Here is a 24,418-nt window from a genome sequence, read left to right on the forward strand (position 1 = left end):
CATGTCGTCAGAGCAGCCAGCCCTCCGCGCACCCGAAAGACAGCTCCAGCCGGCGCCGCTGGATCGGCTTGCCGCTTTGGAACGAATTATAAGGCGCTTTGGCGACAGCGACGGGCTGGTCAAGCGCGGCGGGCTCGTCACCGAAGTCACTTCAACGCATTACAAGGTGCGCGGCCTTTCCGATTTCACCAGGCTGGGTGACATCGTCGAGCAGCGCGGCCAGTCCGGCTCGCGCCGCGGCGAGATCGTCAAGATCAGCCGTGACGAGGTTGTGATCGCCCCCTTCGAACGCAGCGCCGACGCCGGCATCGGCGATGCCGTGTTCCGGAGGGGTCCGCTCGCGGTGGCGCCGCATGCCTCATGGCGCGGCCGCGCCATCGACGCGCTCACCCGGGCAATCGACGGTGGCCCGCCCTTGGTCAGGGGTGACGACATGTCGGCTATCGCCGCGACACCCGGCGCCATGGCGCGGCAGCGCGTCGGAACCGCCTTCATGACCGGCGTCAAGGTCATCGACATCTTCACGCCGCTCTGCTTCGGCCAGCGCATGGGGGTCTTCGCCGGATCGGGCGTCGGCAAGTCGACACTGCTTGCCATGCTCGCCGGCGCCGACGCGTTCGACACCGTCGTCGTGTCGCTGATCGGCGAACGCGGCCGCGAGGTCCGCGAATTCCTCGAGGATACGATCGGCGACAGCATGGCCAAGACAGTGGCCGTCGTCGCCACCAGCGACGAGAGCGCCATGATGCGCCGGCGCGCGCCCGACACCGCCATGCGCGTCGCCGAGCATTTTCGCGACCAGGGCCACCGTGTGCTGCTGGTGCTTGATTCGATCACCCGCTTCGCTCACGCCCTGCGCGAGGTGGCGACGGGAACAGGGGAGCCGCCGGTTGCCCGCGGCTATCCCGCCTCGGTCTTCACCGAACTGCCCAAGTTGCTCGAGCGCGCCGGGCCTGGAACCGAAGGCCCAGGATTGGAAGGCAAGGGATCGATCACGGCCATCATTTCCGTGCTGGTCGACGGCGATGATCACAACGATCCGGTCGCCGATTCGGTGCGCGGCATCCTCGACGGCCATGTCGTGCTCGACCGCGCGATCGCCGAACAGGGCCGCTATCCGCCCGTCAATCCGCTGTCGTCCATCTCGCGACTGGCCGGCAAGGCCTGGAGCGTCGAGCAGCGAGCCCTAGTGACGCGGCTGAAGTCGATGATATCCCGCTTCGAGGACACGCGCGACATCCGGCTGCTCGGCGCCTATCAGGGCGGCGTCGACGCTGAGCTCGACATGGCCGTGCGCCAGGTGCCCGTCATCTATGAGGCGCTGACGCAATCGCCCAGGGACCGTCCGTCCGCCGATCCGTTCTCCGATCTTGCCCGCCATCTCAAGGGAAAGCAGAATGCCGAACCAGGAGACTGAACGCCAATACACCGAGCGCCTCCTGAACGAGATGATCGCCGAAGCGAACGCCGCGGAGCAGGCTCGAGCGGAGGAGGCCAGGGTCGCCAGGGCAAACGCCGCCGGCGCCATGGCTGCCCGGACCGCGCTTGTTCTGGCCAGGGCCGTGAAGCCGGCTCTCCCCAGATCCGAGCCTTTTCCGGCCCGGACCGCCAAGCCCCGTATGAATTCCCTTCCCCGCGAGGCTGCCGATTTGGCGCAAGCCAGTCGTGAATCGCTGATCGACGGCCTGTTTGCCGCCGGCGAATGGCCGCAGCCGCCAAAGCCGCAATTCCCCAGACTGGGCAAGAAGAAGGCGGACCGTCGCAGCGACATCGTCATCGCCGCGCTCGGCATCGCGCTCGGCCTGACCTGCGCCCTGTTTCCCTGGTACATCTTCTTTAACCAGGACCAGTTCGGCGTGCAGGCGATCAAGTTCGGCGGCACCGGCACCAATTCGGGACGTGCGGGGGGTGGCGTGGTCGCCGAGCGCAGCGCGCCGCTGACCGACAGGGACGTTCCCAATGCCGATGTTGATCTGCTTGCCACCGGCACGGTGCAAGACGATTCCAAAACGCAGCCGCCCGGCGAGCAGCCCTTCCCCGCCGATATCGGGAAGTTCCGCATGGTCCATGTCGCCAATGGCCGCGCCATGATCGAGGACGACACCGGCCTGTGGATGGTCCAGCGCGGTTCGACGCTGCCGGATTCCAGCAAGGTATCGGCGATCGAGCAGCGCAACGGCAAATGGGTCATGCTCACCAGCGCCAACCATGTGATCGAGCTGTCCAGATAAGCCGCCACGACCGATCGCAAGGTCCGCGCAAGACTGGCGTCCTAGTCTTTGGGCATATGCCCGGAGATTCCCATGGAGCCTGTTTCCCTTTTCGATCTTGCCGCCAAGCAAGCGCAGTGGCTGTCCGTGCGTCAGTCGGCGGTCGCCGGCAACATCGCCAATGCCAACACGCCGGGCTACACGGCAAACGATGTCGAGCCGTTCGAGAAGGTGCTCGACCGCACCGCGGTGTCGCTCCAGATCACCGAGCCCGGCCATCTTGGCACCGCGGCGACCAATGCCGGCTTCTCCATCAAGCCGCAGGAAGACGACGGGGTGGTCATGCCCTCCAAGAACACGGTCGTGCTTGAAGACCAGCTTCTCAAGGCCGGCGAGGTGCGCCGCTCCTTCGAACTCAACACGGCCATCGTCAAGGCATTCCACTCAATGATGATGATGGCGGTGAAGAGCTGACCATGGACGCACTGACCGCAGCCCTCAAAGTCGCAGCATCAGGCCTTGGCGCTCAGTCCGAGCGCCTGCGCGTGGTTTCGGAAAACCTCGCCAACGCCCAGTCGACAGGCACGACGCCGGGCGCCGACCCGTATCGCCGCAAGACCATCAGCTTCGTCTCCGAACTCGACCGGGCCTCCGGCAGCTCGACGGTGGAGGTGAATTCGATCGACCGCGACCCCAGCAATTTTCCCGTCGAATTCCAGCCGGGTAACGAGGCCGCCGACGACAAGGGCTACGTCAAGATGCCCAATGTGAACGTGCTGATCGAGATGGCCGACATGACCGAGGCCAACCGCTCCTACGAGGCCAACCTGCAAGTCGTGAAGCAGGCGCGTGATCTCATTTCAATGACCATCGACCTGATGAGGAATCAATGATCGTCAACGGCATAGGCGCGCTTAACCTGAAGCCTGGGCTGGGCGATACAGCCACCGATCTGCTGCAGGGTGGCGTTGCGCCGGCGGCATCGGGCAACCTTGGCACCTCCTTCGCCGAAGCGGTGAGCCAGGCTGCCTCCAAGACCGTCAGCACCATGCAGAATGCCGAGCAGGTGTCGACGCAGGCGCTCAAGGGCGAGGCCGACACCCGCCAGGTGGTCGATGCCGTGATGAGCGCCCAGCAGGCGCTGCAGACCGCCGTCGCCATCCGCGACAAGGTGGTCTCGGCCTATCTCGAAGTCAGTCGCATGGGCATCTGAGGAGCAGGCCATGAAAGCACTCGCCATCGCCGCCACCGGCATGAATGCCCAGCAGACCAATCTGGAGGTCATCGCCAACAACATCGCCAACATCAACACCACGGGCTACAAGCGCGCGCGCGCCGAATTCTCCGACCTGCTCTACCAGGTCGACCGTACGCAAGGCGTCCCCAACCGCTCCAACGCCTCGCTGGTGCCGGAAGGCGTGTCGATCGGTCTCGGTGTCAAGACGACCGCCGTGCGCAACGTCCACACCCAGGGCGAACTGACCAGCACCGGCAACAGTTTCGACATGGCGCTGACCGGCAGGGGCTGGTTCCAGATCGAGGGCGCCGATGGCGGCACGCTCTACAGCCGCGCCGGCGCCTTCAACACCAACGCCACCGGCCAGTTGGTGACGGTGGACGGCGCCAGTGTCATTCCGGCCATCACCGTACCGACCAATGCGGTCGAGGTGATCGTCAACAAGACCGGCCAGGTCTTTGCCCGCATCGACGGCCAGACCAACCTGCAGACTCTCGGCCAGCTTCAGATCGCCAACTTCGCCAACGAGGCAGGCCTGGCACCGCTCGGCGACAATTTGTTCCAGGAAACGACAGCCTCCGGCCCTGCCAATGTCGGCGTGCCCGGCGATCCCGGCTTCGCCACCATCCAGCAAGGCTATCTCGAGGCTTCCAACGTCGACCCGGTCAAGGAGATCACCGAGCTGATCTCGGCGCAGCGCGCCTATGAGATGAATTCCAAGGTGATCCAGGCCGCCGACGACATGGCCTCCGTCGTCTCCAAGAACATCAGGTAACGGATGATGGCCATGCCGATCTCCTGCTCCGCATTCCGCCGCTCCGCGCTGTTCCTTGCGCTGGTGGCCGGCGGCATGCCGGCTTTCGCCCAGGACTCGGCCAACCAGATCGCCAGCAACCAACCTGCTGGCGAGGTCGTGCTGATCCCCAACCGGGTCATTTATCCCGGCGAGACTATCGAACTCGCCGCCCTGAAGCAGGTCACTCTGATCCCCGGCAAGCACAAGCCCGATGCTGTTGCGACCCGTTCCGAGGAACTGCAGGGCAAGATCGCCAAGCGCACGCTGCTTCCCGGCCGCTACATTCCTTCAGCCGCGGTTCGTGAGGCCTGGCTGGTCGAGCAGGGTGCCGCCGTGCAGGTCTACTTCGTCGCCGGCGGGCTGACGATCACGGCCACCGCCGTGACCTTGCAGCCGGGCTCGGCGGGCGATTTCATCAAGGTCCGCAACAGCGACAGCGGCAAGATACTCTCCGGCACGGTGATGGCCGACGGCACCATCCAGGTCGGCGCTTCATGATGCGCCCTTTTGCCCTCCTGCTCGCGGCGGCCCTTGGCCTGCAGCCGGCGCTGGCCGATGGCTTGACGCCCAAGGCCAAGCGCGAACTCGCCGCCAGGAATGGCGGTGTCTACGACGATCCGGAATATGATCCCGCCACCACCACGCGGATGTTCCGCGTATCGCCCGGGCCGAGTTCACTGCCGCCAGGCCAGGTCGCCTCGCGCATCAAGGACATCGCGCAGCTGCAGAGCTCGCGCGACAACCAGCTCGTCGGCTACGGCCTCGTCATCGGGCTGGCCGGATCCGGCGACAGCCTGCGCAATTCGCCATTCACCGAACAGTCGATCCGCGCCATGCTCGAAAATCTCGGCATCGCCACCGAAGGCGGCAGCGCACGCGCAAAGAACGTCGCCGCCGTCATCGTCACCGCCAATATGCCGCCCTATGTGCAGTCCGGCGCCCGCATCGACATCGACGTCTCCTCGATGGGCGACGCCACCTCGCTTGCCGGCGGCACGCTGATCATGACGCCGCTGAAGGCGGCGGACGGCGAGATTTACGCGGTCGGCCAGGGCGCGGTGATCGTCTCCGGCTTCACTGCCCAGGGCCAGGCCCAGCAATTGACGCAAGGCGTACCGACCGCCGGCCGGGTGCCGAACGGGGCCATAGTCGAGCGGCAGGTGAAGGCTGAGTTCGATGACCAGTCGACGCTGACGCTGCAATTGCGCAATCCCGATTTTTCGACCGCCATCCGCATCGCAGACGCGATCAACGACTACACCGCCCAGCGCTTTGGCATGCGCGTGGCCGCGGAGCGCGATTCCCGCACCGTGCAGATCAGGCGGCCGAAGAGCGTTTCGGCGGCCCGCTTCTATGCCGAGATCGAGAATCTGGTGGTCGAGTCCGACACGCCGGCCCGCGTCGTCATCGACGAGCGCACCGGTACCATCGTCATCGGCAACGACGTCAAGATCTCACGTGTCGCCATCAGCCACGGCACACTGACGGTGCGCATTACGGAAGCGCCGCGCGTCGTGCAGCCCGAACCCTTCTCGAAGGGCGAAACCGCCGTCGAACCGTTCACAGCCATCGATGCCAGCCGGCCCAACGCCCGCGTCGCCGTGCTCGACGGGCCCGACCTGCAAACTCTCGTTTCCGGCCTCAACCGTCTCGGCGTCAAGCCGGACGGCATCATTGCCATCCTGCAAGGCATCAAGTCGGCCGGCGCCTTGCAAGCCGATCTGGTTCTCCAATAGCGATGCCGATGATCATCTCCATCTCATCCCATCAAGGACGCCCTCCCCGCGCAATCGTGTTCGCCGCCGCGGTCATCGCGGCCATGTCCGTTTCGAGCAGCGGCGCACGCGGCGAGGATGTCGTTCGTCAGATCCTGCCCGGAGCGCAGCCCGGGATCGCACCGCAGCAACTGACACGAGAAAAGGCGCCGGACCAGAGCGAGATCGAGCGCTTCTGTTCCAACATCGCCGATGCCGCGCGCGACCGCCGCTACGCCTTGCAGGCGGAGGAGTTGAAGCAGCTGCAGGCAGGCATCGACGAGCGCATGAAGGCGCTGGACGCAAAAAAAGCCGAATACGAAACCTGGTTAAAGCGGCGCGAGGTGTTTCTGGCCCGGGCCGAGGACGGCGTCGTCAAGATCTATGCCGGCATGAAGCCCGATGCGGCGGCCGAACGCCTGGCGATCGTCAATGCGGACCTCGCCGCGGCTATCCTGATGAAGCTCGATTCACGCAAGGCGGGTGTCATCCTTAACGAAATGGACCAGAAGGCGGCGGCGACGCTCACCGGCATCATGGCCAGCGCAGCCCGAAGGGTAGATCCGTCATGATCCGCAGAATGCTCATCCTGTGCGCGGCCGCGGCCTTGTCCGGCTGCGCAACCAACTTAAAGGAAATCGGTAGGGAACCATCGCTGTCGCCGGTCGGTTCGGGCATCGCCGGCGACGGGGCAGCACCCTACAGCTATCCCCAGCCGCCCGCCGCTCCGGTCAAGAAGTTCTCTTTGTGGGACGACCGCCAGAGCCGGCTTTTCACCGATCCCAGGGCGCTGCGCGAAGGCGACATCCTGACCGTCAGGATCAAGCTCAACGACAAGGCCAACTTCAAGAACCAGAACGACCGGAGCCGCACCGCCGCACGTAAGCTGGGCTATGACGTCACGCTCGGATGGGAAGGCAACAGCACCAGCGGCAAGGGCGACGCCGGCTTGAGTTCCAGCACCGAAACCAACGCCGACGGCGAAGTCAAGCGCTCCGAAAACCTGGAGCTCAACGTCGCCGCCGTCGTTACCGAGGTCCTGCCCAACGGAAATCTGATGATCAGGGGGTCCCAGGAGGTGCGCGTCAACTACGAGCTCAGGGTGCTCACCATCGCCGGCATGGTGCGCCCGTCGGACATCGGCGCGGAAAACACCATCTCCTATGAACGCATCGCCGAGGCGCGCATCTCTTATGGCGGCCGTGGCCGCGTCAGCGAGGTCCAGCAGCCGGCCTATGGCCAGCAGGTTCTCGACCAGGTTCTTCCGTTCTAGGCATTGGAGAGCGTAGCGCCATGGCCAATGTCGATCAGGTTCAGCCTCGCAAGGCTCCTTCTCTTGCCGTGCAGGGCGCCATGCTGCTCGTGGTGACGGCCGCCGCCATCGGCATGGGCTGGATGTCGGGCGGCTATCTCAAGGGCGTCGGCGCACCCTCGTCGGTGCCAGGCGCGCCTGAGAACGAGGGCAAGCCACCCCAGCCCGAAGCCGCGCAACAAGCAGGCGCGGGGCCGACGGTCGTCGCGCTGGCGCCGATCACCACCAACATCGCCTCACCCGCGGACACTTGGATCAGGATGGAAGTCTCCGTGGTCTACGACGCTCCGCAGCCGCCGGCGATGGCGGAGGACGTCCAGCAGGATCTTCTGGCCTTCGTGCGTACCCTCAAGATGCACCAGATCGAGGGCGCCAGCGGCTACCAGCACCTGAAGGCCGATCTCGACGAACGCGCCTCGATCCGCAGTCAGGGACACGTCAAACAGGTTCTCGTCAGGACATTGCTGCTCGAATGAGAAAATTCCTTCTTGCCGCGGCACTGATCGGTGCCGCCACCTCCGTCGCGGCGGCCCAGCAACTGGACCTTGGCGGCATCGGCAAGGCCGATGGCGCCACCGTCGGCTACATCATCCAGATGTTCGGCCTGCTTACCGTGCTGTCGGTGGCGCCGGGGCTGCTGATCATGGTGACCAGCTTCACCCGCTTCGTCATCGCCTTCTCGATCCTGCGTGCCGGCATCGGCCTGCAATCGACGCCGGCGAACCTCATCCTCATTTCGCTGTCGCTGTTCATGACCTTCTATGTCATGGCGCCGACCTTCGATCAGGCGTGGAACACCGGCGTCAAGCCGTTGATGGACAATCAGATCAGCCAGACAGAGGCCTTCGAGAAGATTTCCGATCCGTTCCGCACCTTCATGCTGCACAATGTGCGCGACAAGGATTTCGACCTTTTCGCCGACCTCGCCCGCGAACGCGGCCAGACCGTTGCAAAAGAGACGGTCGACCTGCGCATCCTGGTGCCTGCCTTCATGATCTCCGAAATCCGGCGCGGCTTTGAGATCGGCTTCCTGATCGTGCTGCCATTCCTGGTCATAGACCTGATCGTGGCCACCATCACCATGGCGATGGGCATGATGATGCTGCCGCCCACGGTTGTGTCGTTGCCGTTCAAGATCCTGTTCTTTGTCCTGATCGACGGCTGGAACCTGCTCGTCGGCAGCCTGGTGCGCTCTTTCACCTGACCTTCCCGCGTCAGCCGCCCCGTCCTATGTTTTCTCGGAATATTTTCGATTAACCGTGCGGTTTAGTCGTTTGGTAGGGACTTGCCGCCATAGTCCTCGCAGATGGCGGGTGATTGGAAATAACGATCATTGGCATGATGCCGCTCCGTCATACCGGGAAAGCCGGTATGCAAAAAAACACCGTGTAAAAACAAGGTACGAGTAGCCATGTCCAGTATCATGACGAACACTGCCGCGTTGACGGCGCTGCAGAGCCTTAACGCCACCCAGAACAACCTCGCAACCACCCAGGCCCGCATCTCGACGGGCTATCGCGTTTCCCAGGCTTCGGACAACGCTGCTTACTGGTCGATCGCGACCACCATGCGCTCCGACAATCAGGCCATGTCCACCGTTTCGGACTCGCTCGGCCTCGGCGCCTCGAAGGTCGACACCGCGTACACCGGCATGAGCAGCGCGATCACAACCATCAACACGATCCAGCAGAAGCTGACCGCGTCCTATGGTCAGACCGACGCCTCCAAGGAAAAGACACAGGTCGAAATCAAGGCCCTGCAGGATCAGTTGAAGGCCTACGCCGATGGCGCCACCTTCTCCGGCACCAACATGCTTTCGGTGTCCACCGCTTCAGGCACGGCGGCCGACGTGAAGGTCGTTTCGGCCTTCAACCGCAGCGCCACAGGCGCGGTTTCGATCTCGACGATCGACGTCAACGTGGAAAGCATCAAGCTCTATGACGCCGGCGCAGCGCCGACAGCCAAGGGCATCCTCGACACAGCCCGTCTTGGCACCACTGGCGCTGCAACCACCACAGCACAGGCCCCGACCATTGGCGGCGCTATCGTTGCCGGCGATACCTATTCGGTCGCCAGCCTGGCCATCTTCTCGGGCACTACGGCCGCCAGCGACGCTCAAATCTCGCAGATGATGACGGTTGTCGACGCCGCGCTCAAGGACATGACGACCGCCGCCACCAAGCTCGGCGCCGCCAAGAGCTCGATCGACCTGCAGAAGACCTTCACCTCGAGCCTGATGGACTCCATCGATCGCGGCGTCGGCCAGCTCGTCGATGCCGACATGAACAAGGAATCGACCCGCCTCCAGGCCCTGCAGGTCCAGCAGCAGCTCGGCGTCCAGGCGCTGTCGATCGCCAACGGCTCGTCGCAGTCGATCCTGTCGCTCTTCCGCGGCTGATCCCTTTCGACCGATCAAACTAGGCAAACGGGCCGCGCCAAAAGCGCGGCCCGTTTTGCGTTTGCTCCAGCTCCGCGCAACCCCCGTTTCTTAACCCTCGAAGGCCGGCTTTTAACAGGCCGTTAACCATAACGCGCTAGTCATGGTTAACCAATGACTTACAACGGATTGCCGAATCGGCCCGATCGGGTGACGGTAATCCACGAGCGGGTCGAGCGGCTCGCGAGGGCAACGCCGGTTTGAGAAAGACCGGTCTGGAAAAGGAGCGAGTTTCTTGGCGAGCATCATGACGAACGCCGCGGCGTTGACCGCACTTCAGAGCCTTAACGCCACCAACAAGTCGCTCGAGCAAACGCAGGCCCGAATCTCGACGGGCTACAGGGTCTCCGAGGCTTCCGACAACGCCGCCTACTGGTCGATCGCCACGACGATGCGCTCCGACAACCAGGCGCTGTCGACAGTCCAGGACGCGCTCGGCCTCGGCGCCTCGAAAGTCGACACTGCGTATACCGGCATGAACAATGCGCTGGATACGATCGGCAAGATCAAGACCAAGTTGCTTTCGACCATTGGCCAGACGGGTGCCGCCAAGGCAAAGACGCAGACTGAAATCACCGCGCTCCAGGCGCAGATGAAGTCCTTTGCCGATGCCGCCACCTTTTCGGGCTCGAATTATCTGTCGGTGACATCTACGCAGGTCGCCGCCCCCAATGATGGCGTCCAGGCAGACGCCAAGATCGTGTCGTCCTTCAATCGCTCATCGTCGGGCGCCATCTCGCTCGGGACGATCGACATCGATGTCGAGAGCACCAAGCTGTTCGATTCCGGTCTCTCCACCGCCGTCAAGAACCAGGGCACGCTTGACCGCCAGACCTCGGTCTACTCCACGGCGGCGGCCCAGGACCTGTATGATACCGCTTATGCGGCCGCAATCGCCGGCGGCGGCACGGACATTGCCGCCAACACCGCCGGCCAGACCGCGGCCGGGGCGGTGGTTCCCAGGATCGACAATGTTTCCGCCTACAATCTCGACATCACCGCGGCCGGCGTGACCGACGACATCATCACCCAGATGGTCGGCAAGATCGACAAGGTCATGAGCCAGTTGACCGACTCCGCCACCATCCTCGGCGCGGCCAAGAGCTCCATCGACCTGCAGAAGACCTTCACGCAGAGCCTGATGGACTCAATCGATCGCGGCGTCGGCCAGCTGGTCGATGCCGACATGAACAAGGAATCGACCCGCCTCCAGGCGCTGCAGGTTCAGCAGCAGCTCGGCATCCAGTCGCTGTCGATCGCCAACAGCTCCTCGCAGTCGATCCTGTCGCTGTTCAAGAACGGCTAACCTCGGCGTAGCTGACGCATACTCCGAAATTCACGGGCCGCGCCGCAAGCGCGGCCCGATTTCATTTTCGCACAAGCTTCGGGGGCTAGTGTTCCGGCGGACAGTCATGCTGGGAGTCGCTCAATCGTGCCGGAACAGATCCAGAGCATCATCTCGAATCTCCGCGGCTTTGGCGTCAGGCGCCTGGCCATGCTGGCGGGCATCGCCGTCCTGGTGATGGGCGTCATCGGCATCGCCTCGGTCTACCTCAACCGCCCGGCCTACGACACGCTCTATGTCGGGCTCGATCGCTCCGACGTGAACCAGATCGGCCTGGTGCTGGGCGAGGCCGGCATCGGCTTCGACGTCGGCGCCGACGGAACCTCTGTGCTGGTTCCGGCCGGCACCACGGCGCAGGCGCGCATGCTGCTTGCCGAAAAGGGCCTGCCGACCAGCGCCAATGCCGGCTACGAACTGTTCGACAATGTCGGCGCGATGGGCCTCACCTCCTTCATGCAGCAGATCACCCGGGTGCGCGCGCTCGAAGGCGAGATCGCCCGCACCATCCAGTCGATATCGGGTATCAAGGCGGCGCGCGTCCACATCGTCATGTCCGAGCGCGCCAATTTTCGTCGCGACGAACAGCAGCCCTCGGCCTCGGTCGTCATCCGCTACGCCGGCATCGACGCGGAGAAGAGCGCCATGTCGATCCGCCATCTCGTCGCCGCCGCTGTCCCTGGCCTGTCGGCCGACAAGGTGACGGTGCTCGATTCCAACGGCAATCTGCTGGCCGCGGGCGATGACCCATCCAACACCAGTGCCGCTCGCACGCTCGGCGTCGAGCAGACCGTGGAAGCGCAGATCGGCGACAACATCCGCCGCGCGCTTACGCCCTATCTCGGTCCCGACAATTTCCGCGCCAGCGTCAAAGCCGATGTCAACACCGACACCCGCCAGACCGAAGAGACGATCTTCGATCCGGAGTCCCGCGTCGAGCGCTCGGTGCAGTCGGTGCGCGCCAACGAGAACAGCAACCAGAAACAGGCCTCGACCCCGGCCAGCGTCGAGCAGAACCTGCCGGAGACCCAAGCGACCAGCACCGAGGGTCCGCAGACCTCCTCGGCCAACGACCGCAAGGAGGAGATCACCAACTACGAGATCAACTCCAAGAAGATCGCCACCGTCTCCAATGGCTACAGCGTCACCAAGATGTCGATCGCCGTCGTCGTCAACCAGGATCGGCTGAAGACGATCCTGGGCAAGGATGCGACACCGGACCAGATCGCCAAGCGCGTCGCCGAAATCCAGAAGATGGTCAGCTCCGCCACCGGCTTCGACGACAAGCGCGGCGACGTCATCGACGTCTCGGCCGTCGAGTTCATCGACGGGCTGGACGGCGAGGCGGTGCCACAGGCGGGAATGCTCGATTCCATCGGCCAGCATGCCGGCACGCTGATCAATGCCGGCGCCTTCATCGTGGTGGTGTTCCTGGTCGCCTTCTTCGGCTTGCGGCCGATGGCGGCCGCGCTGATGGCAAAGGCGACGCCCGCTATAGCAGGCCCCAATTTCGATGAAGTCCAGCGCTCCCTGCCCACCCCGGAGGCGGCCGCTTCCGCCGATGCGGGTGCCGCCATTGGCGCTCTGCCCGGCACGCGTGCCGGCGCCACCCCGCTCGACGATCTGCGCCAGAAGATCAGGCCGGCTCCGCAGGAGCGGCTTGCCCGCATGGTCGACATCAACGAGGAACGCACCGCGCAGATCCTGCGCAAATGGGCGGCCCAGGAAGTCGCGGCGTAGACCATGCCCTCCGCAGCCCTCTTTGATCTTCTCCCGGATTTCGGCACGCGCGCGCAACGCGCCAGTCAGCCGCAGGCCACCGCCGAGCACAAGCCCGAGGCGGCAGCAGCAACGGCCGATATCGGCACGCTGATCGCCGAAGCCGTTGCCCAGGCGGAGGCGGCGCTCGGCGAACGGCTTGCCGCGGCCCATGAAACGGCGCTGCAAGTGGAACGCCAGGCAAATGCCGACGAAGCGAAGGCCTTTCTCGACAGCTTCGGCGGCGATGTCGGCAAGGCGGTCTCGTCGCGCATCGACGCCATGGAGGCGCGCGTGACGGATCTTGTCGGCGCCACTGTCGCCCGCATCATCGGCGGCGTTGTCAGCGACGATCTGCGGGAGCGCTCGCTCGAAGCGCTCGCCGGCGCGATCCGCGAAGCCGTTGGCGATGGCGAAGCGGTGCGCATTGCCGTTCGCGGGCCGCTCTCGCTGTTCGAAACGTTGAAGGCGTCGCTTGGCTCCCGCGCCGCAAATCTCGACTTCATCGAGGCGCCCGGCTTCGACCTGATGGTCACCATCGACGAGGCCGTGTTCGAAACGCGCATGGCCGAATGGTCGGTAACCCTGTCCGAGGTCCTGTCATGAGCGTCGCCGAAGCCGATCATGGCAGGCACGAGATCATCATCGTGCGGCGCGGCCATGACGACCACGACGAAGGTCATCATGGGGGCGTCTGGAAGATCGCCTTCGCCGACTTCATGACCGCGATGATGTGCTTCTTTCTGGTCATGTGGCTGATCAATGCCGCCAACGAACAGACCAAGACGGCCGTCGCCAGCTATTTCAATCCCGTCAAGCTGGTCGACCGCGAGTCTAGCCGCAAGGGCCTTAAGGATCTCGGCAATGGACCGCGCGCGGCCGGGCCGACGGCCGACGACCCGCAGGAAGCGACCACCAAGGCTGGACAGGACGGCACCGGCGCCGCGGGCTCGTCCAATCGCAAACAGGACAAGCAGGAGCCACAGCAGTCGCAACAGTCCGACGAGCATCTTTTCGCCGACCCCTATGCGGTGCTTTCGGAGATCGCCACGGATACCGGCGTCATGCAGAATGTCAGCCAGAAGGGCGATGGCGGCGCGCAGAATTCCGGCCCCGCGACGGGCGCCTCGGGCGGCGCGTCCTACCGCGATCCTTTCGAGCCGGACTTCTGGTCGCAGCAGGTCGCCGCGCCCGGCGCCGAGGCGAGTGCCCAGCGCCCCAGGGTCGAGGGCGATCCGCTCAAGCCCGGCGACAAGGCTGCCGAGACACAGATCGCCAAGGTCAAGGCCGTGCCGCCGGCGCCGCCGGTCAAGGATGCACCACTGGAGCCCCTGGCCAGGGATGGCAATGACACCGCGCCGAAAATGGTCACGACTGGTGATGCCAAGATCGGTGATGCCAAGGCGGGCAGCGCTAAAGCTACGGACAACAAGGCGGATGTGGCTAAGGCGGACACGGCCGCAGCGAAGCAGGAGGCCGCAAAATCCAAGGCGGACAAGGCTCCGACCGCCGCCGCGCTGAAGGCCGCCGCGGACGTTAAGCAGCTGCTGGCCGACGCCTTCAAGCCCGGCGACAAGCTGCATGACGGCGTCTCGGTGGAAGCCACCGACAAGGGTGTCGTCATCTCCATCACCGATCAGCTCGACTTCGGCATGTTCGAGGTCGGCTCTGCGGTGCCGAGCCGCGAACTGGTGCTGGCGATGGAAAAGATCGGCCGCATCGTCAACAGCCAGAAAGGCACCATCAGCATCAACGGTCACACCGATGCGCGTCCCTTCCGCGGTGCCAGCTACGACAATTGGCGGCTGTCGACGGCGCGCGCGCACTCGGCCTACTACATGCTCGTGCGTGGCGGCGTCGATGAACGCCGCATCACCGAGGTTGCCGGCTTCGCTGATCGCCAGCCCAAGGATGCCGCTGATCCAATGTCGGCGGCCAACCGCCGCATCGAAATCCTGATGGCGACCGGCGGATGAAACGGGCGGCGCTCACCAGCCGCATGATGGCGCTGCTGCTGCTGCTAGCCACGGCTAGTCCGTCCGCGGGCCTCGCCCAGGATGCGCTGCAGCCTTATCAGCTGGTCCGCTCGTTGCAGCTCGTTCAGGACCGCATCGCCGCCGGCGATCACGCCGCGATGCCGATGCAGGCCAAGCTGCTCGAAATGACCGATGCGCGGTTACGCGCGGCGGACGCCGAGGATTTCAAGGATGCCAAGAATTTTCGCGCGCTGCTGGTCTACGGCATGAGCGGCGGCAATCCGGTGACCGTCGAGGCGGCCGTATCGCGTGCCGCCTCCGATCCGCAGAACCTTGCCATAGCCAAAGGGGTAATCGACTATCTGAACGGCCGGCCAGGCGAAGCGATCGAAGCTCTGAGGCCGATCGACCCGATGACCCTGCCAGGCGATCTCGGCGCATTCCTCGCTTTGGTCAAAGGGTCACTGCTTGCCACGGATCAGCCGGCGGCCGCACTCACGCTGCTCGATGAGGCCAAGCTGCTCAGCCCCGGCACTCTGGTCGAGGAAGCGGCTTTGCGGCGATCGGTCGGCATTGCCGTGACGCAGGGCGACGCGGCGCGGTTCGCGCTTGCCTCCACCCAATATGTCGAGCGCTACCTCTATTCGCCTTACGCCAGCCAGTTCGCCGACTCCTTCGTCTCCGGCGTCATCGCACTGCATATGTCGATCAGCCAGGACAAGCTGGCCGACATCACCTCGATGATGGACCCCGAGCGCGAGAAGGTGATCTATCTGCGTATCGCGCGCCGCGCCGCGATTGACGGCATGAGTGACTTGTCGGCCTTCGCCTCGGCGCGGGCCGAACAGGGTCGCGACGGCAACACCAACCAGGGCGATCCGCGCGCCCTGCTTTATTCCAGCCTGTCCACGGTGACCTCCGATACCATCGAGGACGTGCGCACCAAATTTGGCAAGATCGACCGCGGCAAATTATCGGACGGCGACCGGGCTTTGCTCGATGCGGCCCAGGCCATCGCCGGCGAAGTGGTGGCGCCGCCTGCTTCCCTTCCGGTCGCCAATCCGGCGCCCGCGTCGGTCGTACCATCGCCAGAACCCGAAATTGCGGCCGCATCGACCACGGATGCCGCCGGATTGCCACCCGTCGAGGGTGCCGTGTCCGAGAAGCCGGCCATGGCGCTCCAGGCGGCGGCGCCCGCTGCGCCGAACGTATCCGCGCCGGCAACCGACGCGGCAACCGTCCTGCCGGCATCGGCCGCGGCGGTCGCGGCCAGCGCCGACACGACAGACCCGACCGACGCCGCCATGACGAAAACCCGTCGACAGCTAGACCTGATCGACCAGATGCTTGGAGCCGCCCCGAAATGACCCCCAGCCTCGGCCCGGCCCTGCCAGGATTTACCACCGCGCGTACGGCCGAGCAGCCGGCCGCGTCCGGAAAGAAGGACGACACCGGGTTCGGAGAGATGGTACACGGCGGCGCAAGCCCTGCCCATTCGGAGAAGCAGCCACCGGCCGAGCCAGGCTCCCGCGATCCGCGGTGGAGCAAGCTTGCCGCAAAGGCAGGCGAGGACGAGCCCAGGCCGGCCAGCAAGGCAAGGACCACGCCGAGCGGATCGTCTGCCGCGAAATCCATGAAGGACGGCAAGGACGCCGGGACGGACAAGGATGCCTATGCCGACGCGCCGGCTGCCGAACCGGGCGCGACGCCGCTCGACGAGCATCTAGCGCTGCTGATGGCGTTTCATGCCCTGCGCCATTTCTCGACATCGGCCAAAACGGCCGACCAGAGCGCGGCCGGAACGGGACAGGACGCCACGGTCGTTGGACAGCTTCCGCCGAAGGCTTATCGGCAGAAATCCGCCGCCGGGCGTGACGGTCTCGAGCCCATGGCCAAGCCCGAGCGGGTATCACTGGTCGACGTACCGCTGACGAAACTCGACGGCCGGCTCATTCGCGATGCCGCCGGCTCGCCGAAACATGACAGTACGATCGCGGCCGGCCCCTTGCCCGAGGTGCCTGCGGAAGTGCCGGGCGTGGAGACGAAACAGGCGGCGCCGCAGCTGAAATCGATCGCCGATCTCCAGTCCTCGTTGCGGTCCGAGCCGGGAAAACAGCAGTCGGCGGCGGCACGCATCGACGTTGTTTCCGAACGCAGCTTCCCCGCGCCGCCGCAGGCACCGATAAGCCAGGCAGCCCTCAACGTGATCGGCGCCATTTCAGCCGATGGCGGTCCGAACCAGGCGCTTTCCACCGCTTCCGCGACAGCTCAGCTGACGGGCTCTGTTGCCGTTCCGACACATGTGTTGAAGATCGAACTTCACCCGGCCGAACTGGGCATGGTCACTGCCCACCTTCGGCTCTCCGGAGAACAACTGTCGATTGAGTTGAAACCCGAAACACACGATGCCTATCGCCGGCTTTCCAGTGACGGCGAGGCGATCCTTAAGTCGCTGCGCGGGCTGGGCTTCGAGGTCGACAAGGTCACCATCCTGCAACCTTCGGTCGCAATTCCCTCCACAACCCGCACGGATGCAACCGCCTCGGTGAGCGCTGCACCCGGCCGCGATCCGTCATCCTTCCAGCCCGGAAATTCCAGCGGCGGCAACAGTGGAGCCGGCGGCCAGCAGCCAGGTCAGCAATCCGCAAGGGGTAATCATGATGAAGCGCAAGCACACGGCCGCGCCGCTTCGCCTTCTCGCGAGCGCGCTGGCGGCGATGTTTTTATCTAGCCTAGCGAGCAGCGCAGGCGCCGCCACCAATCCTTGCGAACCCGAGATCCTGCGTGCCGCCGACCGCTATGGCGTGCCTGCCGGCATCCTCTATGCGGTCGGGTTGACGGAAACCGGAAACAAAGGCAGCCTTCAACCCAACGCATTGAATATAGAAGGAAAAGCAGTCTTCCCGAGAAGCCGGGACGAAGCTCTTGCAGCCTTCGCGGACGCCCAGCGCGAGGGCAAGACGCTGATCGATCTCGGCTGCATGCAGATCAACCATCACTATCATGCCTCGCATTTCCGAAGCGTCAAGGACATGCTCGACCCGCGCCAGAACGTCGACTACGCGGCACGCTTCCTGGCCAGCCTCCATGCCCGCCATGAGACCTGGTCCATGGCCGTCGCCCGCTATCATGCCGGACCCGACAACGACCCGGCGCAGAAGGTCTATGTCTGCAGGGTGATCGCCAACATGGTGGCCACCGGCTTTGGCAAATGGACGACGAACGCTCGCGCCTTCTGCAACCCGTAAGCGCATTCTCCACTTCTAATACATCAGTCCCGCGGCTGCGGAGCGGTCGATTCGACTTGGCCGGGACTTGGACCGCAAGCATATCTGGCTGCACGCTAATGCAACCGACACGTTCCAGACTCCCAAGAAACTAGTTACAAGAAATGACGGTTGTTCAGGATTCCCGCCAGCGGATACGCCTTTCTCCACGGGGCAAATGTGCTGATTCGGAGGCGGGGCCGATGATCGTTATCGTTGACGAGCGAGAGCTCGTGACAGAGGGCTACAATTCACTTTTCGACCGCGAGGGGATCGCCTGCGCCGGTTTCGCGCCGGGCGAGTTCGGCGAGTGGGTCAACTCGGCCGCCGACACCGATCTGCGATCGGTGCGGGCCTTCCTGATCGGCGACTGTCGCGACGGCGCGATCTCGCCGCGCCAGATCCGCGACCGCACCGGAGCTCCGGTCATTGCGCTCAGTGAGCAGCATTCGCTTGAAAACACGCTNCCAGATCCGCGACCGCACCGGAGCTCCGGTCATTGCGCTCAGTGAGCAGCATTCGCTTGAAAACACGCTGCGGTTGTTCGAGAGCGGCGTCGACGACGTCATCCGCAAGCCGGTGCACATCCGCGAAATCCTGGCCCGCATCACCGCCATTCGCCGCCGCGCCAGCGAGGACGTCGCCTATACCGAGATCGGCGCCATGCGCATCTTCATGGACGGCCGCGATCCAGAGATCGACGGTCAGCCGCTGCCCTTGCCGCGCCGCGAGCGCCGTATCCTGGAATATCTAGCGAGCAACCGTGGCCGCCGCGTCACCAAGACCCAGGTGTTCAACGCCATNTACGGCATCTTCGACGAGGAGGTCGAAGAGAACGTGGTGGAAAGCCACATCAGCAAGTTGCGTAAGAAACTGCGCGAGAAGCTGGGCACCGACCCGATCGATTCCAAGCGCTTCCTCGGCTACCGGCTCGTGTTCTGATGCGGCACCGCGCCAGCCTCGCGCAAGACAGGACGCGTAGCCTCGAAGCCAGTGGCATGGATATTGCGGAGACATCTCGATGAGCCTCTACGGAATGATGCGGACCGGCGTTTCGGGCATGAACGCCCAGGCGAACCGCCTGTCGACGACAGCCGACAACATCGCCAACTCCGATACCACCGGCTACAAGCGGTCCTCGGCCGAATTTTCGACATTGATCATGCCGTCGACCGGTGGCGCCTATAATTCCGGCGGCGTCACCACCACGATCCGCCAGGCGGTCAGCGATCCAGGCGTGCTTCAATACACGACCTCGGTCTCCGACCTTGCCGTCAGCGGCGATGGTTTCTTCGTCGTCCAGGATCCAAGCGGCACGCCTTTCCTGACCCGCGCCGGCGCCTTCGTTCCCGACGCACAGGGCCGGTTGGTCAATGCCGCCGGTTTCCAGCTGATGGCCTACAGCTACGCCAATGGGGCGCCGGCGGCCACGGTGAACGGCTTCGAAGGTCTCGAGCCGGTTGTCATCGCCGACCAGGGACTGACCGCGACTCCGAGCACCCAAGGCAATTTCAGCGGCAATCTGCCGGCAGGCGCGACACCCGTCGCTGCCGGCAACCTGCCCAGCACGAACTCGGCGGGAGCGCAGTATACTTCGAAATCCTCGATGGTCGCCTATGACAATCTCGGCAACAAGAAGTTGCTCGACGTCTATTTCACCAACACCGGGGCCGGCACCTGGGAGGTGGCGGTCTTCGACCAGTCGAAGGCGACAGCCGGAACTGGCTTCCCCTACGCTGCCGGCGGCGCCTTGGGCACGGCCAACCTAGCCTTCGATACCACCACCGGCAAGCTCACCGGCACCCCGACCGGCATTTCATTCACCGTCCCGGGCGGCGCCAGCCTTGCCCTCGACTTGTCGAAGCTGACCCAGCTCGGCACCGGCTTCACCGTCACCGACGCCCAGGTGAACGGCAACGCGCCGAGCACCATCGACAAGGTGCAGATCAGCAAGGACGGCACCATCTACGCCCAGTACAAGGACGGCACCTCCAAGCCGCTCTACAAAATTCCGCTGGCCGACGTGCAGAGCCCCGACCAACTCAAGGCGCTGCCTGGCAATGTCTACGCGCAAGGTACCGACTCCGGTGCGGTCCGTGTCGGCTTTGCCAACGAAGGCAAGGCCGGTTCGATCATCTCGGGCGCGCTCGAGAATTCCAACGTCGATATCGCGGAGGAATTGACCGACATGATCGCGGCCCAGCGCAGCTACACCGCCAATTCCAAAGTCTTCCAGACCGGTTCCGACCTGATGGACGTCCTTGTCAACCTGAAGAGATAAACCGGGCTTCGCCCGTGAAAGACCAGCATGTCGCTTTCCTCCGCACTGAGCATCGCCCAATCGGCGCTTCTGGCCACCTCGCGGCAGACAAGCGTCGTCACGCGCAACGTGGCGGACGCCGATAATCCGAACTATTCGCGCCGCATCGCGCTGGTCACCAGCACGACGCCCGGCGCGCGTTCGGTTGATGTCCAGCGTGCGACGAACGATCTGCTGTTTCGCCAGAACCTCGGCGCTCTGTCCGCCTACGCCGGCCAGAGCGCGCTTTACAACGGCATGGATCAGCTCGACGTATCGGTGAATGGCGTCGACAATGCCTCCTCGCCTTCGACAGCGATCGGCAATCTGCAGCAGGCGCTGCAGCTATACGCCACCTCGCCGTCCAACCAGAATCTTGGCTCGAGCGTGATCGACGCGGCCAAACAGGTCGTGCGGTCCCTGAATGAAGGCTCCAAGGCCATTCAGGACTTTCGTACCCAAACCGACGGCCAGATCGATACCGCCGTCAAGGATCTCAATTCGCTGCTCAACCAGTTCCAGGATGCCAACATCGCGGTCATGTCCGGAACCCGTTCCGGCACCGACGTTTCCGATGCGCTCGACCAACGCGACGCATTGTTGAAGAAGATCGCCAATTACATTCCGGTGTCGACCTTCACGCGTGGCGACAACGACATGGTCATCACCACGGGTGACGGCACGACATTGTTCGAGACGATCCCACGCACCGTCAGCTTCGCTCCGTCTTCGGGCTATGCCGCGGGTGCGGCCGGCAACACGGTCTATATCGACAACGTACCGGTCTCGGCGGGCAGCGGCGGCAACACCACAGCCAGCGGCACGATTGCCGGCCTGCTGCAATTGCGCGACGGCGTCGCCTCGACCATGCAGAGCCAGCTCGACGAAACCGCGCGTGGCCTGATCACCGCCTTTGCCGAAACGGCGCCGTCGATGCCCAACGCGGCGGGCCTGTTCACCTGGTCGGGCGCACCGGCGGTGCCAGCCGCGGGCACGCTCGTCGACGGCCTTGCTGGAACGATCAAGATCAATGCCGCGATGGATCCCAGCACCGGCGGCAACCCGACATTGCTGCGCGATGGGGGCGCCAACGGCGCCGCCTACGTCGCCAACACCACTGGAGGGGCTTCATACTCCAACCTCCTGGTCGCCTATGGCGACCAGCTCGACAAACCGATGACGTTCGATCCCTCGGCCGGGATTTCGGCAACCTCCAGCGTCGCCGACTACGCCGCCAATTCGATCGGGTGGTTGCAGGGCGTTCGTCAGCAGGCTTCGACCGCCGCCGACGCCAAGGAAGCCCTGGCTCAGCGCAGTGCCGATGCCTTGTCCAACGCAACCGGCGTCAATGTCGATCAGGAAATGTCGTTGATGCTCGATCTCGAGCACACCTATCAGGCATCCGCCCGGATGATGAAGACCATCGACGACATGATGACGGCGCTGTTGAGCGCGGTGGGATAAGCCATGACCTTTGTCTCCTCTGCTGCCCTTACGAATGCCATGCGCTATCAGCAGATGCGCATGCAGGCCGATCTCGTCAAAGCCACGAAAGAGTCCTCGACCGGCAAGGTCGCCGATGTCGGTCTGGCACTTGGTGGGCGTACCGCCCAATCCGTTACCTTTTCGCGCGACCTCGACCGGCTCAACGTCATTGTCGATTCCAACGGACTGGTGGCCGCCCGGCTCTCATCCACCCAGACCTCGCTCGGCCAACTCTCCAACGTCGCGCAGACTTTCCTGTCCAGCCTGACCACCGCGTCGTCGGGCGACAACTCCGACAGCCTGACCCAATCGACCGGCCAGACAACGATCCAGCAGCTTACGTCGATCCTCAACACCAGCGTCAACGGCGAATATCTGTTCGCTGGCACCAACACCGACGTCAAGCCGATCAACGATTTCACGGCCGCCGGCTCTCCCGCCAAGGCTGCCTTCGACGCCTCCTTCCTCGCCAAATTCGGCTTCACGCCCAATGACCCGGCCGCGGCCAACATCACCGCGGCCCAGATGGACGATTTCATCACCAACGATGTCACGCCGCAGTTCCTCGGCGCGGGCTGGCAGACCAACATGTCGAATGCCACCGACCCGCAGATCGTTAGCCGCATCGCGCTCAACGAAACCACCGAGACCTCGACCGGCGCCAACAGCGACGGCATCAGGAAGCTCGCCATGGCGGCGGCCTTGGTCTCCAGCCTGATGGCCACCGGCATCAGCCAGGCGGCGAAAGACATCATCATCGACCACTCGCAGAAATTGGTCGGCGAGGCGCTGAGCGGCATCGCGCAGGTCCAATCCCAGACCGGCATCGTGCAGAAGCGCGTCTCCGATGCCAGCGACCGCATGAAGACGCAGATCGACCTGTTCGAACGGCACATTCTGGATCTCGAGGCAGTCGATCCGGCGGAAGCGGCGACCCGCGTCGCCAATCTGACGCAGCATATCGAGACCTCTTTCGCCCTGACGGCGCGCCTGCAGCAGCTCAGCCTGTTGAATTACCTGACCTGACACCTCCAGCGGAACGGTAGAGCCACCGATGTACCAATTCTCCTACGCCGACGTTCAGAGCACCTCCGTCACGGACGCAAAGGACCGCGAGCGGGACCTCCTGACCCGCTCGATCGACATGCTGTCGGCCGCCGCCGCGGCCGGCCAGCATTCGATGGAGGCAGTGGAGGCGCTGCATTTCACCAATCGCGTCTGGACCACCTTCGTCGAGGATCTCGGCTCCAGCGAAAATGCGCTCCCCAAGGAGTTGCGCGCCAACCTGATCTCCATCGGCCTGTGGCTGCTGCGCGAGGCCGAGGACATCCGCCAGGGCCGCACCGACAATTTCGAGGGGCTGATCGAAGTATCCCAGATCATCCGCGACGGCATTCAATGACCAACACGTTGAAGTTATCGCTGAAGCCCAATGAGAAGATCTACATCAACGGCGCGGTCATCCGCGTCGACCGCAAGGTCACCATCGAGCTGATGAACGACGTGCAGTTCCTGCTCGAGAGCCATGTGATCCAAGCAGACGACGCGTCGACGCCGTTGCGGCAGCTTTATTTCATCGTGCAGGTCATGCTGATAAACCCGACTGGTGCCGACGAAGCGCGCGAGATGTTCCGACGCTCGCTGCCACTGCTCATTGCAAGTTTCGAAGACGCCGAGATCGGCAGCGCGCTGAAACAGGTCGATCGCATGGTCGGCGAGGATCACATTTACGAGGCCTTGAAGGCGATCCGTTCGCTTTATCCTCTGGAACGCCGCGCGCTTGGCGGCAATGACGATGTTTCGGGCGCCGCGCGCCCGCTGGCCGTGGGAGCACGATACTGATGACCGTGGACATGACGACGACGGTGCCGGTTGGCGCCAACCAGACCACCACGTCGACCTCGAAGACGGCGGTCGACTATCAGTCCTTCCTGAAGCTTCTGATCGCGGAGATGAAGAACCAGGATCCGACCAAGCCCATGGATTCGACGGCGTATGTCGCCCAGCTCGCCACCTTCTCCCAGGTCGAGCAATCGGTGCAGGCCAACACCAAGCTCGACCAGATCATGCAGTCCTCGGCGCTGTCGCAGGCCGACGCTCTCATAGGCCGCAACATCACCTCGGCCGATGGCAAGACAACGGGCACCGTGGCGTCGGTGACGCTTGGCAGCAACGGACTGATCGCAGTGCTGCAGGATGGCACCACGGTCCCCGTCGGCGCGGGCGTGTCGATCAAGCCGGCGAGCTAGGCCAACCGCCGACATGAACGAGGCCGACGCACTCGACATCGTCCAGTATGCGGTGTGGACGGTGCTGACCGCATCCGCTCCGGTGGTGCTGGTCGCCATGGCGGTCGGCATTGGCATCGCTTTGATCCAGGCGTTGACACAGATCCAGGAAATCACCTTGACCTTCGTGCCCAAGATCGTCGCCATCATGCTGGTGGTGGCGCTTACGGGTCCCTTCATCGGTGGCCAGATATCGGCCTTCACCAATGTCATCTTCGAGCGAATCCAGAACGGTTTCTGAGCGATTTCCAGCAAGGG

At 64.1% G+C, this 24,418-nt stretch carries 27 protein-coding genes and 1 pseudogene; all 28 read left to right on the forward strand.

Translation table 11 applies throughout. From position 1 onward, the window contains the following. Window position 1: 1 nt before the first annotated feature. The 28 genes and pseudogenes from fliI to fliQ all read left to right on the forward strand — a co-directional run bounded on the left by fliI (window position 2) and on the right by fliQ (window position 24,401). Window positions 2–1,417 (forward strand): flagellar protein export ATPase FliI, encoded by a 1,416-nt coding sequence (gene fliI / locus X742_RS164635; RefSeq protein ID WP_023770442.1) that lies wholly within the window; start codon window positions 2–4, stop codon window positions 1,415–1,417. After that, on the forward strand, window positions 1,398–2,231 hold the full coding sequence (locus X742_RS164630) for a hypothetical protein (protein ID WP_023770443.1): 834 nt from the start codon (window positions 1,398–1,400) through the stop codon (window positions 2,229–2,231). The genes fliI and X742_RS164630 overlap by 20 nt, the downstream gene beginning before the upstream one ends. Before the next feature lie 72 nt (window positions 2,232–2,303). Then, entirely contained in the window at window positions 2,304–2,684 is a 381-nt protein-coding gene (gene flgB, locus X742_RS164625) for a flagellar basal body rod protein FlgB (protein WP_015315915.1), read from the forward strand. Between the two features lie 2 nt (window positions 2,685–2,686). Beyond that, on the forward strand, window positions 2,687–3,103 hold the full coding sequence (gene flgC / locus X742_RS164620) for a flagellar basal body rod protein FlgC (protein WP_015315914.1): 417 nt from the start codon (window positions 2,687–2,689) through the stop codon (window positions 3,101–3,103). Beyond that, on the forward strand, window positions 3,100–3,423 hold the full coding sequence (locus tag X742_RS164615; RefSeq protein WP_023770444.1) for a flagellar hook-basal body complex protein FliE: 324 nt from the start codon (window positions 3,100–3,102) through the stop codon (window positions 3,421–3,423). Before flgC ends, X742_RS164615 begins: the two co-directional genes overlap by 4 nt. A 10-nt stretch (window positions 3,424–3,433) precedes the next feature. Next, window positions 3,434–4,222: a flagellar basal-body rod protein FlgG gene (gene flgG / locus X742_RS164610; protein ID WP_023770445.1), complete on the forward strand. Its 789-nt coding sequence runs from the start codon at window positions 3,434–3,436 to the stop codon at window positions 4,220–4,222. A gap of 6 nt (window positions 4,223–4,228) precedes the next feature. After that, a complete protein-coding gene (gene flgA, locus X742_RS164605; RefSeq protein ID WP_023770446.1) occupies window positions 4,229–4,741 on the forward strand; it encodes a flagellar basal body P-ring formation chaperone FlgA in 513 nt (170 codons plus the stop codon). Further along, window positions 4,738–5,979, forward strand: coding sequence for a flagellar basal body P-ring protein FlgI (locus tag X742_RS164600; protein ID WP_023770447.1), 1,242 nt, complete (start codon window positions 4,738–4,740; stop codon window positions 5,977–5,979). The genes flgA and X742_RS164600 overlap by 4 nt, the downstream gene beginning before the upstream one ends. A gap of 2 nt (window positions 5,980–5,981) precedes the next feature. Continuing rightward, window positions 5,982–6,569, forward strand: coding sequence for a MotE family protein (locus tag X742_RS164595; RefSeq protein ID WP_031240056.1), 588 nt, complete (start codon window positions 5,982–5,984; stop codon window positions 6,567–6,569). After that, the gene (gene flgH, locus X742_RS164590; protein ID WP_023770449.1) at window positions 6,566–7,270 is read left to right on the forward strand and encodes a flagellar basal body L-ring protein FlgH; all 705 of its coding nucleotides are present in this window, start codon (window positions 6,566–6,568) and stop codon (window positions 7,268–7,270) included. The genes X742_RS164595 and flgH overlap by 4 nt, the downstream gene beginning before the upstream one ends. 20 nt (window positions 7,271–7,290) lie before the next feature. After that, entirely contained in the window at window positions 7,291–7,785 is a 495-nt protein-coding gene (locus X742_RS164585; protein ID WP_023770450.1) for a flagellar basal body-associated FliL family protein, read from the forward strand. Further along, window positions 7,782–8,513, forward strand: a complete 732-nt coding sequence (gene fliP / locus X742_RS164580) for a flagellar type III secretion system pore protein FliP (RefSeq protein ID WP_023770451.1) — start codon at window positions 7,782–7,784, stop codon at window positions 8,511–8,513. Before X742_RS164585 ends, fliP begins: the two co-directional genes overlap by 4 nt. A gap of 207 nt (window positions 8,514–8,720) precedes the next feature. Continuing rightward, the gene (locus tag X742_RS164575; RefSeq protein WP_023770452.1) at window positions 8,721–9,707 is read left to right on the forward strand and encodes a flagellin; all 987 of its coding nucleotides are present in this window, start codon (window positions 8,721–8,723) and stop codon (window positions 9,705–9,707) included. 274 nt (window positions 9,708–9,981) lie between these two features. Further along, window positions 9,982–11,052: a flagellin gene (locus X742_RS164570; RefSeq protein ID WP_023770453.1), complete on the forward strand. Its 1,071-nt coding sequence runs from the start codon at window positions 9,982–9,984 to the stop codon at window positions 11,050–11,052. Between the two features lie 126 nt (window positions 11,053–11,178). Then, window positions 11,179–12,828 carry a flagellar basal-body MS-ring/collar protein FliF gene (gene fliF / locus X742_RS164565; RefSeq protein WP_023770454.1) on the forward strand — a complete coding sequence of 550 codons (1,650 nt, stop codon included), beginning with the start codon at window positions 11,179–11,181 and terminating at the stop codon, window positions 12,826–12,828. Between the two features lie 3 nt (window positions 12,829–12,831). Continuing rightward, the gene (locus tag X742_RS164560; RefSeq protein ID WP_023770455.1) at window positions 12,832–13,452 is read left to right on the forward strand and encodes a hypothetical protein; all 621 of its coding nucleotides are present in this window, start codon (window positions 12,832–12,834) and stop codon (window positions 13,450–13,452) included. Next, window positions 13,449–14,822: a MotB family protein gene (locus X742_RS164555; RefSeq protein WP_023770456.1), complete on the forward strand. Its 1,374-nt coding sequence runs from the start codon at window positions 13,449–13,451 to the stop codon at window positions 14,820–14,822. The genes X742_RS164560 and X742_RS164555 overlap by 4 nt, the downstream gene beginning before the upstream one ends. Beyond that, window positions 14,819–16,189, forward strand: coding sequence for a chemotaxis protein (locus tag X742_RS164550; RefSeq protein ID WP_023770457.1), 1,371 nt, complete (start codon window positions 14,819–14,821; stop codon window positions 16,187–16,189). The genes X742_RS164555 and X742_RS164550 overlap by 4 nt, the downstream gene beginning before the upstream one ends. Beyond that, window positions 16,186–17,553 (forward strand): flagellar hook-length control protein FliK, encoded by a 1,368-nt coding sequence (locus X742_RS164545; RefSeq protein ID WP_023770458.1) that lies wholly within the window; start codon window positions 16,186–16,188, stop codon window positions 17,551–17,553. The genes X742_RS164550 and X742_RS164545 overlap by 4 nt, the downstream gene beginning before the upstream one ends. Continuing rightward, entirely contained in the window at window positions 17,540–18,070 is a 531-nt protein-coding gene (locus X742_RS164540; protein ID WP_031240052.1) for a transglycosylase SLT domain-containing protein, read from the forward strand. The genes X742_RS164545 and X742_RS164540 overlap by 14 nt, the downstream gene beginning before the upstream one ends. A gap of 221 nt (window positions 18,071–18,291) precedes the next feature. Then, window positions 18,292–19,030 (forward strand): annotated as a pseudogene (locus X742_RS01000000169635) (response regulator transcription factor). A gap of 79 nt (window positions 19,031–19,109) precedes the next feature. Then, window positions 19,110–20,369 carry a flagellar hook protein FlgE gene (locus X742_RS164535; protein ID WP_023770460.1) on the forward strand — a complete coding sequence of 420 codons (1,260 nt, stop codon included), beginning with the start codon at window positions 19,110–19,112 and terminating at the stop codon, window positions 20,367–20,369. A gap of 27 nt (window positions 20,370–20,396) precedes the next feature. Beyond that, window positions 20,397–21,851, forward strand: coding sequence for a flagellar hook-associated protein FlgK (gene flgK, locus X742_RS164530; protein ID WP_023770461.1), 1,455 nt, complete (start codon window positions 20,397–20,399; stop codon window positions 21,849–21,851). Window positions 21,852–21,854: 3 nt separating this feature from the next. Beyond that, the gene (locus X742_RS164525) at window positions 21,855–22,898 is read left to right on the forward strand and encodes a flagellar hook-associated family protein (RefSeq protein ID WP_023770462.1); all 1,044 of its coding nucleotides are present in this window, start codon (window positions 21,855–21,857) and stop codon (window positions 22,896–22,898) included. Between the two features lie 28 nt (window positions 22,899–22,926). Next, window positions 22,927–23,274, forward strand: a complete 348-nt coding sequence (gene flaF, locus X742_RS164520) for a flagellar biosynthesis regulator FlaF (RefSeq protein WP_023770463.1) — start codon at window positions 22,927–22,929, stop codon at window positions 23,272–23,274. Beyond that, window positions 23,271–23,714 (forward strand): flagellar biosynthesis repressor FlbT, encoded by a 444-nt coding sequence (gene flbT, locus X742_RS164515; protein WP_023770464.1) that lies wholly within the window; start codon window positions 23,271–23,273, stop codon window positions 23,712–23,714. Before flaF ends, flbT begins: the two co-directional genes overlap by 4 nt. Beyond that, window positions 23,714–24,121 (forward strand): flagellar hook assembly protein FlgD, encoded by a 408-nt coding sequence (gene flgD / locus X742_RS164510; RefSeq protein WP_023770465.1) that lies wholly within the window; start codon window positions 23,714–23,716, stop codon window positions 24,119–24,121. The genes flbT and flgD overlap by 1 nt, the downstream gene beginning before the upstream one ends. Before the next feature lie 13 nt (window positions 24,122–24,134). After that, the gene (gene fliQ / locus X742_RS164505; RefSeq protein ID WP_023770466.1) at window positions 24,135–24,401 is read left to right on the forward strand and encodes a flagellar biosynthesis protein FliQ; all 267 of its coding nucleotides are present in this window, start codon (window positions 24,135–24,137) and stop codon (window positions 24,399–24,401) included. Window positions 24,402–24,418 lie beyond the last annotated feature (17 nt).

The organism is Mesorhizobium sp. LNHC229A00 (assembly GCF_000502415.1).
Taxonomy (GTDB): domain Bacteria; phylum Pseudomonadota; class Alphaproteobacteria; order Rhizobiales; family Rhizobiaceae; genus Mesorhizobium.